Consider the following 15,841-nt stretch of genomic DNA (forward strand, 5'->3'; position numbering starts at 1 on the left):
AGACAGTAGACTGCATCCGTGCTTCGCCAGAACCGATCGGAAGCGCGCCGGGAACGGCGCAACCCGACGGATTCTGCGGCGGCGGGCCCTCCGGCCTGCTGTCCGATCGTGCGAGGAGTGATTCGGCGCCTCCCGGCACCGGATGCATCAAACCGTCAATTCAAGGGTGATTGTCATGCGTTACGTTTCGCTGGAGTCGAAGAAGGACGAGCTGCTGCTGGCGGCTCGCGTGCTGTTGATGATCCTGTTCGTGCTGTTCGGCTGGCAGAAGCTGAACGGCTTCTCGGGCACCGTCGCGTACATGGCGTCGACGGGGAACCCGGCGCCCGAGCTGGCCGCGGCGATCGCGGTGGCGGTCGAGCTGGTCGGCGGCCTGCTGATCGCGGCCGGCTTCTATACGCGTCCGCTCGCACTGGTGTTCGCCGCCTATACGCTCGCGACCGCGCTGATCGGCCATCGCTACTGGGCGCTGCAGGGGATGGAGCAATACATGGCGATGATCAACTTCTACAAGAACGTGAGCATCATCGGCGGGCTGCTGTTGCTCGCACTGACCGGGCCGGGGCGGTATTCGCTCGACCGGAAGTAACGCGGGGCGGCGTTTCTGTCCGGCTCGGAGCCCGGTGCACGTAAGTGCGCCGGGTTTTGTTTTTGTGGGCGGGGTGTGACGTGTGGCGCGTGCGCGGTGCCGCAGAGCATCCGGCGTCCATGCGCCGAAGCTCACCGATCGGCACGCAGCGGATATATTCGAATTCCTGATTGATTCGGGCGGTGTCGATGCTGCCACGATCGCGACGGATTGCCCGTCATTCGTCGCACGATCGCGTGTCCCTGGCATCCGTTGCCGGATCGCCTCCGGGTTGAAGCCCCCGCGATCGAAATGACTGCCTTGCGTTTGCGCGGCATGAGGCGGCGCGCTGGTCATCGGTTTATGCCCGGCATGCAAAAGTTGGGATAGGCTCTCGGAAATCCCCGTTCCCCTTTCACAGATGGCTACCGTACCGCAATCGACCGTCCTTCTCATCGGCGCCGCCGGCCTCCTCGGCCGCGCGGTTGCCGCATCGCTGTCCCGCGAGTCTTCGTTGAACCTCGTCGCGACGATCCGCAACCCGCACGGCGCGGGCGCAAAACGTCTTGCGTTGCCGGCGGAAAACCTCGCCGAACTCGACGTCCTCGACGAGCCGGCCCTCGAACACCTGTTCGCCACCCGCCAGCCGGCCGCGGTGATCATCTGCGCGGCCGAACGCCGCCCGGACGTCTGCGAACGCGATCCTGACGGCGCACGCGCGATCAACGTCACCGCCCCGGCGCGCATCGGCGCGCTCGCCGCGCGCCACGGCGCATGGACGCTCGGCATCTCCACCGACTACGTCTTCGACGGCAAGGCCGCTCCGTACCGCGAGGACGCCACCCCGAATCCGCTCAACATCTACGGCCGCACGAAGCTGGAAGGCGAGGCGGCGCTCCTCGCCGCGTCGCCGCTGTCGTGCGTGCTGCGCCTGCCGCTGCTGTACGGCCCGATCGTCGACTGGAGCGAATCGGCCGTCACGAGTCTCGTGCCGGCGATCGCCGCGTCCGCACGGCCGGGCGCCGACGCGGTCGGCATGGACGCCTGGGCGATCCGTTACCCGACGTATACGCCCGACGTCGCGGACGTCATCCGCGACCTGACATTGCGCCATCTCGCGGGTGCGTCGATCACGGGCATCCGTCACTGGTCGGGCGAGGAGCCGATGACGAAGTACGACATTGCGCAGCGGATCGCGGCCGCGCTCGGCATCGAAGCATCGCTCACGCGGATCGACCAGCCGACCGACGCGACGCCGCGTCCTTACGATTGCCATTTGGACGCATCGCGCGTGCGTGCAGCCGGGATCGATCACGCGACGCCTTTCGATATCGCGCTGCGCGCCGTGCTGCGCGATGCGCCGCAGACGCTGTAGGATCGGGCGCCACGCGCGGCCCCGCGCCGCGTGATCCGCAGCCGTCCGCGTCCGTAGCCGCAGCCGCAGCCGCGCGACGGAGGCGGCCCGCGCGCCGGCCGGCCCATCATCGCCCACCCAGGAGCCCAGCCATGCAACTGAAATGGCTCGAAGACTTCGTCGAACTCGCGCGCACGCGCAGCTTCACCCGCGCGGCGGAGAACCGGTTCGTCACGCATCCGGCGTTCGGCCGCCGCATCCGCTCGCTCGAGGAGTGGGTCGGCGCGCGCCTGATCGCGCGCACGAAGCCGCTCGAACTGACGGCGGCGGGCACCGTCTTTCTCGATGCGGCATCGAACGCGCTCGACATCCTGCACGGCGCCCGCACGCAACTCCAGGAAGCGTCGCCGGTGCTGGAGAACAACCTGCGAATCGCGACCGGCCGCACGCTGTCGGCCACCTTCTTCCCCGACTGGTACGACGAGACCGTTGCGCGCGCCGGCTTCTTTACGGCGACCGTGTCGACCGGCAGCGCGGAGGAAGCGATCCTGCAGCTCACGGCCGGCGACGCCGACATGCTGATCGTCTATTCGAGCCCGCATACGCGGCTGCTGATCGATCGCGACCGCTTCGACTGGCTGTCCGTCGCGCGCGAGGTGCTGGTGCCGGTCAGCGCGTTCGATGCGCGCGGCAGCGTGCGCTACCGGCTTCCGGCCGGCCAGGCGCCGGTGCCGTGGCTCGCGTTCGCGCGCACGCTGACCCTGCGCGCGGTGCTGGCGCGTCATCTCGCTGAAATGCCCGGCCGCCCGACGCTGCGGCCCGTGTACCAGGCCGACTCGTACGAAGCGATCCTCGCGATGGCGCGCCGCGGGCTCGGCCTTGCGTGGCTGCCGCAGCGGCTCGTCGCCGACGACGTGCGGCGCGGCGAGCTCGCGATCGTCGGGGGCGCCGACTGGCAGATCGGCTTCGACATTGCTCTGTACCGGCGACGGAACGACCCGCACCCGGTACTGGACGCGATCTGGCGCACCGCGCCGGCACGCGACGACGGCGCCGCATAGCCTCCGCGGGCAGCGCCCGCGCGGCCTGCGCGCCGATCGGCACGATTGCGTGCCGAAACGGCACGAACGCCTGCCCCGCGTTGCCTACACTCCGCGCTTGACTGGCCCGAACGGCCGCCGGCAAAGCCGCGCGCCGTCTTTCAAAATCCTGACGGCCAGCATTACCGGAGGAGCAAAGGGATGACCCGCACTACACACGGCGCGACGCCGGCCCCGCACAACCCGTGGCGCGAGATCTGCGCCGCGAGCATCGGCAACGCGCTGGAGTTCTACGATCTGCTGATCTACGGTTACTTCGCGATCGTCATCGGCCAGCTGTTTTTCCCCACGCACGACGCGGCGACCTCGCTGCTGCTGTCGGTCGGCACGTTCGGCATTTCGTTCGTCACGCGTCCGCTCGGTTCGATCGTGCTCGGCAGCTATGCCGACCGCGCGGGCCGCAAGGCATCGCTGACGATGTCGATCGGGCTGATGATGCTCGGCACCGCGATGATCGCGTTCGCGCCGACGTATGCGCAGATCGGCATCGCGTCGCCGTTGCTGATCATCGTCGCGCGGATGCTGCAGGGTTTCTCGACGGGCGGCGAATTCGGCGCGGCGACCGCGTTCATGGTCGAGCAGGCCGACGCGAAGCGCCGCGGTTTCTTCGCGAGCTGGCAGATGTCGACGCAGGGGCTCGCGACGGTGCTCGCGGCCGGCGTATCGGCGCTGCTGAGCCTGCTGCTGACGACCGACCAGCTGCACACGTGGGGCTGGCGCGTCGCGTTTTCGGTCGGGCTGCTGATCGGCCCGGTCGGGCTCTACATTCGCCGCAACATCGACGAACCGGCCGATTTCCGCCGGCTGGGCGAGCAAGGGCGCGCGAAGTCGCCGCTGCGCGACGTGTTCGTGCGCGATCGCGCGAACATGCTGCTCGGCGCGGGTGTGGTCGCGACGGCCACGGCCTTCAACTACGTGCACAAGCTGTACATGCCGACGTACGCGGTCAAGCAGCTGCATATCCCGGCCACGTCGTCGTATCTCGGCGCGGTCGTCACGGGCGCGATGCTGATGGTCGCCGCGCCGGTCGTCGGGCATCTGTCGGACCGTTTCGGCCGCATCCGCGTGATGCTGATCGCGCTGATCCTGGTCGGCGCGACGACGTGGCCGCTGTTCGTCATGCTGAACCGCTATCCGACGGTCGAGACGCTGCTCGCGGTCCAGGCGCTGGTCGGCCTGTTGATCGCTGTGAGCCTCGCGCCGCTGCCGGCGCTGCTCGCCGACATCTTCCCGACGAGCACGCGCGGCACGGGCCTCGCGCTGTCGTACAACTTCTCGGTGACGCTGTTCGGCGGCTTCGCGCCGCTGATCGTGACCTGGCTGATCGACGCGACGCACAACAAGCTGGCGCCGAGTTTCTACGTGATGGCGACGGCCGTGCTCGGGATCACGTCGGTGATTTCGCTCGGCCGCCGGATGCGCGGCGCGGCGGCTGCCGCCGCGCCATCGACACGCGCGACCGGGGCGTGACGCGCCGGCCGCCGACCCGATTCCGGCGCAGCCGGCACACGCCGGCCGTGCCTTTCCCGAACCCTGTTGAGCCTTTCCGACATGACCACGCTTGAAGCCATCCGCGCCGCCTTGCCGGCCTATCCGATCGAAGTGGCCTTCCCCGACATCTCGCGCTGGCGCGCGGGCAATACGGGCATCGACTATCTGCATACGTTCGACAGCGGCCGGCCCGGCAAGCACGTGATGATCCTCGCGCTGACGCACGGCAACGAAGTCAGCGGCGCGATCGCGGTGGACACGTTGCTGGCCGCGGGCCTGCAGCCGGTTGCGGGCCGGCTGTCGCTCGGCTTCGGCAACGTGGGCGCATACGAGCACTTCAGTGCGGAGAACGCCGATGCGACGCGCTACCTCGACGAGGACATGAATCGCGTGTGGACGCCGGCCGCACTCGACGGCACGCGCGACAGCCGCGAGCTCGCGCGTGCGCGCGCGATGCGTCCGCTGCTCGATACGGTCGACCTGCTGCTCGACATTCATTCGATGCACGAGGCGTCCGCGCCGCTGATGATGACCGGGCCGCTCGAGAAGGCGATCGCGCTGGCGGCCGCAATCGGCACGCCGGAGCACGTGATCATCGATCGCGGCCATGCGAACGGCACGCGGCTGCGCGACTACGGCGGCTTCGGCGACGCGGCGAGCGCGAAGAATGCGCTGCTGATCGAGACGGGCCAGCACTTCGCCGCGAGCGCGCGTGACGTCGCGCTCGACAGCGCGGCACGCTTCCTGCTGCATGCGGGCGTGGTTGCGCGCGACGACGTCGCGGCCTTCCTCACGCAGGCCGTGCCGGTGCGGCAGAAGTTCGTCGAGATCACGGAGCCGGTCGTCGCGCGTTCGATGGATTTCCGGTTCTCGCAACCGTTCACGGGGCTCGAGGTGATCGGGAAGACCGGCACTGAAATTGCCCGCGACGGCGACCATGTGATCGTCACGCCGTATGACAACTGCGTGATCGTGCAACCGTCGATGCGGCATCTCGGCGTGAACGTCACGATGATGCGGCTGGGGCGCTTGCTGGATCGGTGACGTCGCCGGTGGCGGACCGCCGGGAGACGGCCCGCACGGTCGCACCCCTCAGCCGATGCGGGGCGCGCCGTGCCGCATACGATTCACGCGTCGGCGCGGGCGGCGCAGGCCGAACAGCCAGGGCACCCACGCATCAATCTGCTATGCGTGTCGCTTCGAGTTCCACGCCTTGTGTACGAATTCGAGACGGTTGCCGTCGAAGTCGGCTACGTTGGCGGCGTAGTAGCCGGGGGCGAAGTAGGTACGATCCGCCGGTTTCCCTTCGTCAATCCCGCCGGCCTTGATCGCGGCGGCGTAGGCGGCGTCGACGAGTTCATTGGTATCGCAGACGATCCCGACGTAAAGCCCGGTCTCGCCGGGATGACGTTTGCGCAGCCAGATGCTCGATCCGACTCCCGCTCCCTTGCCGTACACATCGTCGCCGATGCCGTAAAGATCGGGGACGCCTTCCGGGCCCGACGCGGAGTCGTAGTTGCCGAAAATTCTCCAGCCGAGCGGCTTCAAGGCTTCAGCGTAGAAGGCCAGTGATTTTTCGATATCGGTGACTGAGATGTAAACGTGGTCGATCATTGGGCGCCTTCGACGTGGATGGGTATGGTCTGCGCATGGCGATATCCGACAGCCGGGCGTCTGCTCATGGCCGGGCCCCGACGGTCGCCGACGCAGGGATGCCTGATGCTACGGTCGTGCAGGCGCTTTCACAAGCCGCACATGGAATCAGGCGCGAGCCTCGCGCAACGAACCGGGCGTCCGGCTCGGCGTGAACGTCGCGATGATGCGATGGAGGTGACAAACGCCGGCCGGCGGCTGATTCCTGACGGCAAGCCGGCCGGCTTCATCGGTACCCGGACGGGAATGGCAGATGGATGAACGGGTCGCGGGCATGCAGGTGCCGTGTCACGCAGTATCGGCACCCCAGCCCGCGGTGGTGCTGGATTCAGACCGTCAATCCAGCACCGGGCTTCACGTATCGATATTCGTCGAGCGCTTCAAGGTCGATTAACGAATCGCAAAGCGGGTCGCCGGCGAACCATTCGCGCAATTATTTCCATAGATAAACAGATTTCTGTTTTCTGAATATGCCTGGTAAATAATCGAATAAACTTCCTTGGCACTGAACGAGTAGACACCGTCGTTGATCGTCACCAGCAGGTTGCCGGTGGTGTCGGTTTCGATCTTGTCGATCTTGCCGGCTTTGCAAAGCGCCTGTGCGGACGCGCACGTGGAGGCGAGCATCAGTGCTGAAAACAGCACGGTTGCAATCTTCTTCATGACTTTCCTTTGGAATTGAATGAAATGATGCGATCTGACGACGTCGGCCACGTCCGGAAAGACATGTCTGTCCTTCCGGATTGCTGATTCGCAAGCGTCTGGAAATCAACGGGGCCTGGCAAGCTGGAACTTTGTGACCAAGCACGAATGAAAAGATTCGTGCTGCGCCTCCGTTACCTCTTTGATTTTTGAATCGCGGTGTTGCGGCGCACAACACAGACTATTTATTTGGATTTGAGGGCGCCAATCGAATTAATTTATCGTTAATGGAATTCGATAATTTTTTGTTTGAATTTGATTTAATTGAATTCTGGGTGGTGTTGTTTTTATTTTTTGATTGTTTCGATATTCAAATAATCGGCGGCGAATATTGAGGCGATGATCGATGGTGGTGCCGGCGCGGCAGGCGAAGCGCATGGCCGTTCATGGGGGGCGATCGTTCGAGCGCGGGAGGAATCCCTGGCACGAAGCGACTCGTGCCCGAACGGAAAGGCGCTACACTGCGCGGGTTCCCGGGCACACCGGGAGCGCCGGGGCGCCGGACACACGGTTTGCCGACACGCGACGATGGTTTCGCCCGCCCCCCCGGCTCATTCGAACAAATTACGAGAGCAAGAGAGGGCCCATGCTGACACGTCTTCGTATCGGACTCGATCGCGCGCGCGACCTGCGCGAAGCGGGACGACCGTCTCCCATCCGCCCGCGGCCGCAGGCGAGCGAACTGGTCGACCTCAGCGCGCAGCGCGCGATGTGGCGCGTCGCCGTTCCGGGCCAGGCCGACTGCTACATGGCGGCGACGCCCGCCGAAACGGAGCGCTACGTCGTGCATCTCGACGCGCAGACGTTCTACGGCCTGTGGCTCGGCACGAGCCCGAGATTCCCGCAGCCGAACTCGCAGGACTGCGTGCCGCGGCGCGTCATGCCGCTCGACAGCAAGTACGCGTCGGCCGCCGCCGCGTTCCGGGCCGGCCGCCTCGAACCGGTGGCGCTGCCGCCGGTCGGCTACTGGATCGAGGGAGGCGGGTACGAAGTCGCGATGAGCAACGGCATGACGCGCACCTTCTGGCTGCTCGCCAACCGCGTGCGGTCGTTTCCGGTCAGCGTCGACAACGCGACCTGGGCCACGATGCTGAACAACATGGCCGGCGTCGGCGTCGCGCCGATCGCGTACCGCGAACTGTTTTCCCGGCGCGCGTAGGTCGGTCGTCGCGATCCGACGGCGCCGGATCGCCCCGGTTTGACACGCCGCGTTCGCGGCCTTTAAAGTCGCATCGCGGGCCGGTGGGTCAAGCTCACGCCCGGAACAGGCAGCCGATGTTCCAGGACTACGGGGCTACCCCGTGGATCAGATCGACATCCCGATGCGTCGCAAGGAGCGCCGTTGCGCGTTGCGCAACGTGACTCCTCGCAGTACCCGTCACGTTGGCTCATCGTCCCGCCCATCCTTTTCCATGTCTTCATCCCTGCGCGAAACCACCCGCACGATTGCCGAGGCGATGCTGGCCGGTGCGCCCGAACGTGCCGGCGTCCTGTCCCGGATGGCGGCGGTGCTCGGCGGCGCGCCGACGTGGACGCACGAAGTCGCGGATGCCGCGCTCGTGCGCTTCGGCGCACGCTGGGCCGACGTCGACATCGATGCGCTTGCGGCGCACCTCGCCGATGCGCCGCCGTTCGTGCTCGCGTGGTACGGCAGCGACCGGCCCGCCGCGATCCGCGTCGTGCGGCGGCCGCTCGTCCAGCAGCCGTTGCCGGCGCCGCTGGCCGGTTGCGACGTGCCGCAATGGGCGACGCCCGGCGATCTCGCCGACTGGCTCGGCGTGCGCGTGCCGGAACTCGACTGGCTGTCCGACCATTGGCGCGTCAACGCGCGCAGCGGCGCCACGCCGTTGCATCACTACACGTACGTGGCGCACGACAAGCGCAGCGGCGGGTGCCGCCTGGTCGAGATCCCGAAGGGGCGGCTGCGCGAAGCGCAGCGCCGCATCCTGCACGGGCTGCTCGACCGCATTGCGCCACACGATGCGGTACACGGTTTTCGCAAGGGGCACGGGATCGTGTCGTTCGCGGCGCCGCATGCCGATCGCGATGTCGTCGTCCGTTTCGACCTCGCGGATTTCTTCGTATCGATACGCGCCGCGCGCATTCACGCGCTGTTCGTCACGCTCGGGTACCCGGCCGAAGTCGCGCGCACGCTCACCGGGATGTGCACCAATCGCGTACCGTCCGCGCGGCTGCTCGCGCCGGACCTGCGCGACCGGTTCGACTGGATCGGCCGCCAGCGCTATCGCGAACGGCATCTGCCGCAGGGGGCGCCGACGTCGCCGGCGCTGGCGAACCTGAGCGCCTTCCGGTTCGACATGCGGCTTGCCGCGCTCGCGCGTTCGCTCGCTGCAACCTACACGCGTTATGCCGACGATCTCGCATTTTCCGGCGGCGGCGCGCTGGCGCGCGACGTCGAGCGGCTGCAGGTGCGCGTGGCTGCGATCGCGCTCGAGGAGGGCTTTGCGCTGCACCTGCGCAAGACGCGCGTGATGCGGCGCGGCATGCGCCAGCAACTCGCCGGCGTGGTCGTCAATCGTCATCCGAACCTGGCGCGCGATGAGTTCGATCTCCTGAAGGCCATCCTGACCAACTGCATCCGGAGCGGGCCGGCGTCGCAGAATCGCGATGCGCGTCCGGACTTCCGCGCGCATCTCGCCGGGCGCGTCGCGCATGCGGCCGCGCTGAACGCGGCGCGCGGCGCGAAGCTGCGCGCGCTGTTCGACAGGATCGCGTGGGACGCCCGCGAAGTCGGTCTGTAAGCGGCCGAAAAGCGGCCGAAAAGCGACCGAAAAGCGACCGACGAGCGGCCGAAAAGCGACCAAAAAGCGGCCGGGTTCGGATCGACGCCGGCCGACGACTTCTGCATCGCGATGCCGTGCACTGCTATCATTCGCGCCATGCCGCGCCAGTGCCTGGTGTGGCGCTTACTTGCCGCAGTCGTTCGCCCGTGCCTTCGTATGCGGGCGGGCTGTGCGTCGCCGGGCTGGTTCAGTCTGTCATCGATTGACGCGCGACGTCGTTTAGTGCGTATCGCGCAAGCCACGCCGGCTCAGGCAAACGATACATCTATTTGACAGCACCCATCGGCGGAACTTCGTGGTAGGTTCCGCCATCGGAGCTTTTTGCGAAAACATGCCCACAGAGGATGAATACATGACCCAGGCCCTGCAGGAACTCGAAGCACAACTTCGGGACCTGAATATCAAGCTGTCGGATGCGAAGCAGAAGGAGAAGCAGGCCGCGCTCGCGGCATTCAAGGAACAGGTCGAGCTTTTGGGAATTTCGCAGCAGGAAGTGCTGAGCGCGCTCGGTTATATCGTCCAGCGAAAACGCAAGGCACCTGCCAAGTACTACGATCCGACGACCGGCCGCTCATGGTCGGGCCGCGGCCCGCGGCCGAAATGGCTCGAAGGCAAGGATCTCGAGGCGCTCGCCGTCGACCGCGAGGCCAAGACCTGGTGGCCCGGAGACGACCAGGGCTGAAGCCGGCCAGGCCGCCGGACCATCCGGCGCCCTCCGGCTCGCGCAAGCGGGCCGGCCGGCAACCCGCTCTCCCCACGTAGTCGTTCGTCCGGTGTCCGGCCTGGCCGCGACGTCGCCGGCTTCACCGCCGACACCGGCCCGCCGTTTTACTCTCCCGTTCATGACCCGCAGGTTGCCGCCATGTCGTCCCGCAGGCGGGCGCCGGCGCGCGCGGACCCTCGCCACGGGCCGACCTGCCGGCCCTTCGTTCGCGGGCACAGGCCTTAGAATGTCGCCGGACAATCGTGGCGGGACACCATGGCAGCAAACATGAAATCTCCGACGCTCGGCGGCCCGTCGGCCCCGCGCGTCGAGCAGGTCGGCGCGTACGCGTGGAAAGCGCTGGCCGGATCGGCGATCGGCTATGCGATGGACGGCTTCGACCTGCTGATCCTCGGCTTCATGCTGCCGGCGATCACGGCGGCATTGCACCTGACACCCGGGCAGGGCGGCGCGCTCGTCACCTGGACGCTGATCGGCGCCGTCGCGGGCGGCATCCTGTTCGGTGCGCTGAGCGACCGCTACGGGCGCGTGCGCGTGCTGACCTGGACGATCCTGCTGTTCGCGGTATTCACCGGGCTGTGTGCGTTCGCACAGGGCTTCCGGGATCTGCTCGTCTACCGCACCATCGCGGGCATCGGGCTGGGCGGCGAGTTCGGGATCGGCATGGCGCTCGCGGCGGAAGCGTGGCCGGCCAGCAAACGCGCACGCGTGTCGTGCTACGTCGCGCTCGGCTGGCAGGCCGGCGTGCTGCTGGCTGCCCTGCTGACGCCGTTCCTGCTGCTGCACATCGGCTGGCGCGGGATGTTCCTGGTCGGCGTGCTGCCCGCGCTGCTCGCGTGGGCGATGCGCAACAAGCTGCACGAGCCGGAGGCGTTCGTGCAGCGCGCGGCGCAGCCGAAGGCCAACGCGTTCCGCCTGCTCGTCGCGGACGGCCGCACCGCGCGCACGAGCCTCGGCATCGTGATCCTGTGTTCGGTCCAGAACTTCGGCTACTACGGGATCATGATCTGGCTGCCGACCTTCCTGTCGAAACAGATGGGTTTCTCGCTGACGAAGTCGGGGGTGTGGGCGGCGGTGACGGTCGTCGGGATGATGATCGGCGTCTGGGTGTTCGGGCAGCTGGCCGACCGCATCGGGCGCAAGCCGACGTTCCTGCTGTACCAGCTCGGCGCGGTGGCGACGGTCATCGCGTATGCGCAGCTGTCGGACCCCACGGCGATGCTGTGGGCCGGCGCGCTGATGGGCATGTTCGTCAACGGGATGGTCGGTGGCTACGGGACGCTGATGTCGGAGGGTTATCCGACGGCCGCACGCGCAACCGCGCAGAACGTGCTGTGGAACATCGGCCGCGCGGTGGGCGGCTTCGGCCCGGTCGCGGTCGGCGCGCTTGCCGCGCACTATTCGTTCCAGACGGCCATCGCGATGCTCGCCGGCCTCTACGTGCTCGACATGGTCGCGACGCTGTTCCTGATTCCCGAGCTCAAGGGCGTCGAGCTCGAATGAGCGCGGCGAGCGCGCGCAATCCAACCACTTCTCCGGAAACCACGATGCAGCAGAAGAACAGGACGATCGGCGTGATGGGCTCGGGCAAGGAGCCGTGGCTCGCGTTTTCGGAGCCGCTCGGCGCATGGCTCGCGCAGGCCGGTTTCAACCTGCTGACGGGCGGCGGGCAGGGCGTGATGCTGGCGGTCGCGCGGGCGTTCGCCGGCGTGCCCGGGCGGGCCGGGCGATCGATCGGCATCCTGCCGACGCAGGCCGATCCGCTCGCGGGCTTCGTGCCGCTCGACGGCTATCCGCATCCATTCGTCGACATCCCGATCCTCACGCCGCTGCCGCGCCGCGAGCCGGATGCCGAGCCGCACACGATCAACCGCAACTACGTGAACGTGCTGAGCAGCGACCTGATCGTCGCGCTGCCGGGCGGGCACGGCACGGCCGAGGAGATTGCGCTCGCGCGGCGCTGGCGCAAGCCGCTCGTCTGCTTCGGGCCGGAGGGGGCGTTTCGCGCGCTCGCGGCGGGCGCCACGTGCACGTCGTCGCTCGACGACGTGATCCGGTTCGTGGAAAACGCGTTTTCGGCGGAGCGGGTGTCGCGATAGCGCGTCGAACGGCGTCGAGCGGTTTCGTCTCGACGTCCGCGCGACGCGGCCGGTTCCTGCTGTCGCCGGCCGTGCGGCAGGTCGGGCGACGTCGCGTATGGGTCGAACATCTGCCGCAATGACGCGAGCACGTGCGCGTCGGCGCCGTATGCAATTCCGTCCGGACGGCCGGAAGCGCGGCACCGGATCGGGTCGCGTCACGTCACGCGGCCATGCTCAACGCCCCGTCTTCAACTGCGCCCACAGCCGGTTCTGCAACCGGCGAATCTCGGGCGGCATCGGCTTGAGCAGCGTCATCCTGCTCAGCACCTCGTCGGCCGGATACACCGACGGGTCGCGCGCGATCGCGGGCTTCACGTACTGGCGCGCGGCCTTGTTCGCGGTCGGATAGAACACCGCGTTGGTGATGCCGGCGTTGACCTTCGGATCCTGCAGGTAGTTGATCCACTTCAGCGCGGCGTCGCGGTTCGGCGCATCCTTCGGGATCACCATCATGTCGAACCACAGCAGCCCGCCTTCCTTCGGATTCGCGAAGCGGATCTCGTACGGACGCTTCGCTTCGGCGGCGCGGCGGTGCGCAATGCCGACGTCGCCCGAATAGCCGAACGACACGCACAGGTCGTTGTTCGCGAGATCGTTGATATAGCCCGACGAGTTGAACTGCGTGATGTACGGGCGCACCTTCTTCAGCACCTCGTACGCCGCGCGGTAGTCGGCCGGGTTCGTGCTGTTCGGGTCCTTGCCCATGTACTGCAGCGTGGCCGCGAACACGTCGACGGCCTGGTCGAGGAACGACACGCCGCAGCTCTTGAGCTTCGCCATGTTGGCCGGATCGAACACCAGCGCCCAGCTGTCGACCGGCGCCTTGTCGCCGAGCGCCTTCTTCACGGCCTGCACGTTGTAGCCGATGCCGTCGGTGCCGTAGGCCCATGGCACGCCGTACTGGTTGCCCGGATCGGCGTCGGCGACCATCTTCATCAGCAGTGGATCGAGGTTCGACAGGTTCGGCAGCTTCGACTTGTCGAGCGGCTGGTAGACGCTCGCCTGAATCTGCTTGGCCATGTAGTTCGACGTCGGCACGACGATGTCGTAGCCGGAATTCCCCGACATCAGTTTCGCCTGCAGCGTGTCGTCGCTGTCGTAGTTGTCGTAGCGGACGTGGAGGCCCGTCTGCTTCTGGAAGTTCGGGACCGTGTCCGGTGCGATGTAGTCGGACCAGTTGTAGATGTTCAGTTCACCGGCCGCGTGGGCGGTCGTGACGGCGGACGCGGCGGCCGACAGGGTGGCGGCGGTTGCAATGCTGCGGGCAAGCGTGCGGATTCGCATGACGAAGTCTTCCATTTTCAGCGCGCGTGTCGATCCGCAATGCGCGGGCCGGTGCGCGACGGTTCATCGGATGAAGCGGGCGTGCGCGAGCACCGCTCGCGGTGAGCGAGCACGGTGCACGACGATCAGGAGTCCGTTCGATTGCGGGCCGGCTCACACGGAAACGAAGCGCGAGCGGATTCCGTCACCGGTCGGGCGACACGGCGGGCAGGTCGAACGGATGCAGGGAAAGGGGTGAAGCGCTAAGGCAGCAGCGAGGCCACGTCGTCGGTATGGATCGCGACGTACGCACGTGCGGCGACGGCGTTGTGGCGGCGAACGGAGCGGCAGGACAGGATGGTGTAGATCGACAGATGCAGGCGAGGACTTTGCCAGCCGTCACCACGGTCGTCGGTGGACGCGATCGCGGCGCGCAGGTTTCGCGCATCGCCTCGTCTCCACCGCACCAGCGGGCCACGGAATCTCACGTTTACTCTCGACCGGGTTGTTGAAAGTATTGAACACCTGACGATTCGCCAGCGACTGCCGTTTCAGGCCGCGGTCATCGAATTTGCCGCGATGCGTCATCGGTTTCGAGACACGAACTGAAAGCTTGGCGGACCGCCGGATCGCCGAAACATGACGCTTCCGTGAATCATCAGGGAAATCGCTGTAAGGATGTCTCAGGATTTTCCCTAGTGATTCGCAGGCCGATGCAGGCGTTCGGCGTGATCGCGATAACGGATGAACCGCGCACGCGACGCGGCTCGAGCGGCCATGACGCGCGTCAAGTGATGAGAATATTCGACGGCCTACAGCGCGAATCGCGCCGGAACGGTCGTCGCAAAGGCAGTCAGAAACCATGAAGGGCGTCGCGGCGCAGACGGCCCGTCGACCCTCAGCCGCCGGATGGCCCCGGCCGGCTGAAGCGCTGCTCGACCACCTCGGTGCCCCAATGCGTGCCCGCGGATTCGCTCGTCAGCACGAAGCCGAACGACTCGTACAGGTGGCGTGCCGAATCGAGGCCCTTGAACGTCCACAGATAGGTTTCGCGAAACCGCTGCGCGTCGACGAAGCGCATGGCTTCCGTCATGAGCCGGCGCCCGATGCCCGAGCCGCGCAACGCATCGTTCACGATGAACCATCGCAGGTGCGCGACGCCCGTTGCCGGGTCGCCGTCGATCGCGAGCGACGCGAGCGTGCGTCCGTCTTCCTGGCACAGCCAGAGCGCCTTGCCGTCGGCCGGCAGCGCACCGGCGAACTCGGCCAGTTCGGTCGCCACCCGCTTTTCGAAAAAGGCGCCGAATCCCCAGTGTTCCGAGTAGAAGCGCGCGTGAAGGCCCGCGATATCGCCGATGCAGCCCGGCTGGTAGCCTTCGCGGATCGATGGCGCATCGGGTGTCGCGGCGCTTGCCCTGGCGGCGTTGTCCTGCGCGAGCGCATCGGCATACAGCGCGAGCGAGCGCAGCAGCGCCTGCTGATCCGCCGGCACCATGCGGCGCAGCGCATTCGACACCTGATCCGTCGCGAACGCGTCGATTCTTTTCTGGAGCTTCTTGCCGTCGGCGGTCAGGTACAGCTCGGTCGCGCGAGCATCGTCGCTCGACACGCGCCGTTCGACGATGCCGGCCGCCTCGAGCCGCGCGAGTTGCCGGCTCGTGTTCGATTTGTCCAGCCGCAGGATGTTGCCCAGATCGCGGGCGTTGATGCCGGGCGCCATCCCGATCTCGAGGATCGCGTGAACCGCCGAAGGCGCCCAGTCGCTGTCGGCCAGCGTCGCGCGCATGAAGCCGAGCTCGCGAACCAGTTTGCGGGAGAAGTCGCGAAGCTCGAGGATGGTTGCTTCGCGAGGTTTGGCGGGAGCGTCGATGAGGTCCATGGTCAGCCCGGAAAGGTTGCGGATCGCAATCAATAATAGTTGCGGGTCGCAACTTGATCAAGGCAGATTTTCATCAGGACGCGTCGTGCCGAGCGGTGCTTGCGGGGCCGGCGTCGGCGCGGATCACGGGGACGGATGGGCGGGCGGTGAGTGGTATTGGCG

General features: G+C 67.0%; 15 protein-coding genes. 10 read left to right on the forward strand and 5 right to left on the reverse strand.

What is annotated here, in order from left to right:
- Positions 1-175: 175 nt before the first annotated feature.
- The 5 genes from VK92_RS02270 (at position 176) to VK92_RS02290 (ending at position 5,557) form a co-directional block, all read left to right on the forward strand.
- A complete protein-coding gene (locus tag VK92_RS02270; protein ID WP_048029147.1) occupies positions 176-589 on the forward strand; it encodes a DoxX family protein in 414 nt (137 codons plus the stop codon).
- Between the two features lie 400 nt (positions 590-989).
- The gene (locus VK92_RS02275; protein WP_048029145.1) at positions 990-1,943 is read left to right on the forward strand and encodes a dTDP-4-dehydrorhamnose reductase family protein; all 954 of its coding nucleotides are present in this window, start codon (positions 990-992) and stop codon (positions 1,941-1,943) included.
- A gap of 131 nt (positions 1,944-2,074) precedes the next feature.
- On the forward strand, positions 2,075-2,983 hold the full coding sequence (locus VK92_RS02280; RefSeq protein ID WP_048029143.1) for a LysR family transcriptional regulator: 909 nt from the start codon (positions 2,075-2,077) through the stop codon (positions 2,981-2,983).
- A gap of 180 nt (positions 2,984-3,163) precedes the next feature.
- On the forward strand, positions 3,164-4,492 hold the full coding sequence (locus VK92_RS02285) for an MFS transporter (RefSeq protein WP_048029142.1): 1,329 nt from the start codon (positions 3,164-3,166) through the stop codon (positions 4,490-4,492).
- Between the two features lie 81 nt (positions 4,493-4,573).
- Entirely contained in the window at positions 4,574-5,557 is a 984-nt protein-coding gene (locus VK92_RS02290) for a succinylglutamate desuccinylase/aspartoacylase domain-containing protein (protein WP_048029140.1), read from the forward strand.
- A gap of 141 nt (positions 5,558-5,698) precedes the next feature.
- Here VK92_RS02290 and VK92_RS02295 read toward each other — a convergent pair whose 3' ends face one another.
- Positions 5,699-6,127, reverse strand: coding sequence for a VOC family protein (locus tag VK92_RS02295; RefSeq protein ID WP_048029138.1), 429 nt, complete (start codon positions 6,125-6,127; stop codon positions 5,699-5,701).
- A gap of 429 nt (positions 6,128-6,556) precedes the next feature.
- The gene (locus tag VK92_RS02300) at positions 6,557-6,829 is read right to left on the reverse strand and encodes a hypothetical protein (RefSeq protein ID WP_021160117.1); all 273 of its coding nucleotides are present in this window, start codon (positions 6,827-6,829) and stop codon (positions 6,557-6,559) included.
- A gap of 625 nt (positions 6,830-7,454) precedes the next feature.
- Between VK92_RS02300 and VK92_RS02305 the strand changes: the two genes are divergently transcribed.
- The 5 genes from VK92_RS02305 to VK92_RS02325 all read left to right on the forward strand — a co-directional run bounded on the left by VK92_RS02305 (position 7,455) and on the right by VK92_RS02325 (position 12,495).
- Complete coding sequence (locus tag VK92_RS02305; RefSeq protein WP_048029137.1) at positions 7,455-8,027, forward strand: plasmid fertility inhibition factor family protein; 573 nt, start codon at positions 7,455-7,457, stop codon at positions 8,025-8,027.
- Positions 8,028-8,280: 253 nt separating this feature from the next.
- The gene (locus tag VK92_RS02310) at positions 8,281-9,630 is read left to right on the forward strand and encodes a reverse transcriptase family protein (RefSeq protein WP_048029135.1); all 1,350 of its coding nucleotides are present in this window, start codon (positions 8,281-8,283) and stop codon (positions 9,628-9,630) included.
- A 394-nt stretch (positions 9,631-10,024) separates the two neighbouring features.
- On the forward strand, positions 10,025-10,354 hold the full coding sequence (locus VK92_RS02315; RefSeq protein ID WP_048029133.1) for an H-NS histone family protein: 330 nt from the start codon (positions 10,025-10,027) through the stop codon (positions 10,352-10,354).
- 297 nt (positions 10,355-10,651) lie between these two features.
- Positions 10,652-11,899, forward strand: a complete 1,248-nt coding sequence (locus VK92_RS02320; RefSeq protein ID WP_048029131.1) for an MFS transporter — start codon at positions 10,652-10,654, stop codon at positions 11,897-11,899.
- Positions 11,896-12,495, forward strand: a complete 600-nt coding sequence (locus VK92_RS02325) for a DNA-binding protein (RefSeq protein WP_048029129.1) — start codon at positions 11,896-11,898, stop codon at positions 12,493-12,495. The genes VK92_RS02320 and VK92_RS02325 overlap by 4 nt, the downstream gene beginning before the upstream one ends.
- A gap of 216 nt (positions 12,496-12,711) precedes the next feature.
- Here the strand turns inward: VK92_RS02325 and VK92_RS02330 are convergent, their stop codons facing one another.
- The 3 genes from VK92_RS02330 to VK92_RS02340 form a co-directional block, all read right to left on the reverse strand.
- Complete coding sequence (locus tag VK92_RS02330) at positions 12,712-13,821, reverse strand: polyamine ABC transporter substrate-binding protein (protein WP_048029152.1); 1,110 nt, start codon at positions 13,819-13,821, stop codon at positions 12,712-12,714.
- A 242-nt stretch (positions 13,822-14,063) separates the two neighbouring features.
- Positions 14,064-14,288: a hypothetical protein gene (locus VK92_RS02335; RefSeq protein WP_021160126.1), complete on the reverse strand. Its 225-nt coding sequence runs from the start codon at positions 14,286-14,288 to the stop codon at positions 14,064-14,066.
- Between the two features lie 410 nt (positions 14,289-14,698).
- On the reverse strand, positions 14,699-15,679 hold the full coding sequence (locus tag VK92_RS02340) for a bifunctional helix-turn-helix transcriptional regulator/GNAT family N-acetyltransferase (RefSeq protein WP_048029127.1): 981 nt from the start codon (positions 15,677-15,679) through the stop codon (positions 14,699-14,701).
- Between the last annotated feature and the right edge of the window lie 162 nt (positions 15,680-15,841).

It is taken from the genome of Burkholderia sp. LK4 (genome assembly GCF_001043615.1).
Classification (GTDB): Bacteria; Pseudomonadota; Gammaproteobacteria; order Burkholderiales; family Burkholderiaceae; genus Burkholderia; species Burkholderia cepacia.

Coding starts and splice junctions, on each gene's coding strand:
- VK92_RS02270 (WP_048029147.1), top strand. CDS start 176: ATGCGTTACGTTTCGCTGGAGTCGAAGAAGGACGAGCTGCTGCTGGCG.
- VK92_RS02275 (WP_048029145.1), top strand. CDS start 990: ATGGCTACCGTACCGCAATCGACCGTCCTTCTCATCGGCGCCGCCGGC.
- VK92_RS02280 (WP_048029143.1), top strand. CDS start 2,075: ATGCAACTGAAATGGCTCGAAGACTTCGTCGAACTCGCGCGCACGCGC.
- VK92_RS02285 (WP_048029142.1), top strand. CDS start 3,164: ATGACCCGCACTACACACGGCGCGACGCCGGCCCCGCACAACCCGTGG.
- VK92_RS02290 (WP_048029140.1), top strand. CDS start 4,574: ATGACCACGCTTGAAGCCATCCGCGCCGCCTTGCCGGCCTATCCGATC.
- VK92_RS02295 (WP_048029138.1), bottom strand. CDS start 6,127: ATGATCGACCACGTTTACATCTCAGTCACCGATATCGAAAAATCACTG.
- VK92_RS02300 (WP_021160117.1), bottom strand. CDS start 6,829: ATGAAGAAGATTGCAACCGTGCTGTTTTCAGCACTGATGCTCGCCTCC.
- VK92_RS02305 (WP_048029137.1), top strand. CDS start 7,455: ATGCTGACACGTCTTCGTATCGGACTCGATCGCGCGCGCGACCTGCGC.
- VK92_RS02310 (WP_048029135.1), top strand. CDS start 8,281: ATGTCTTCATCCCTGCGCGAAACCACCCGCACGATTGCCGAGGCGATG.
- VK92_RS02315 (WP_048029133.1), top strand. CDS start 10,025: ATGACCCAGGCCCTGCAGGAACTCGAAGCACAACTTCGGGACCTGAAT.
- VK92_RS02320 (WP_048029131.1), top strand. CDS start 10,652: ATGGCAGCAAACATGAAATCTCCGACGCTCGGCGGCCCGTCGGCCCCG.
- VK92_RS02325 (WP_048029129.1), top strand. CDS start 11,896: ATGAGCGCGGCGAGCGCGCGCAATCCAACCACTTCTCCGGAAACCACG.
- VK92_RS02330 (WP_048029152.1), bottom strand. CDS start 13,821: ATGCGAATCCGCACGCTTGCCCGCAGCATTGCAACCGCCGCCACCCTG.
- VK92_RS02340 (WP_048029127.1), bottom strand. CDS start 15,679: ATGGACCTCATCGACGCTCCCGCCAAACCTCGCGAAGCAACCATCCTC.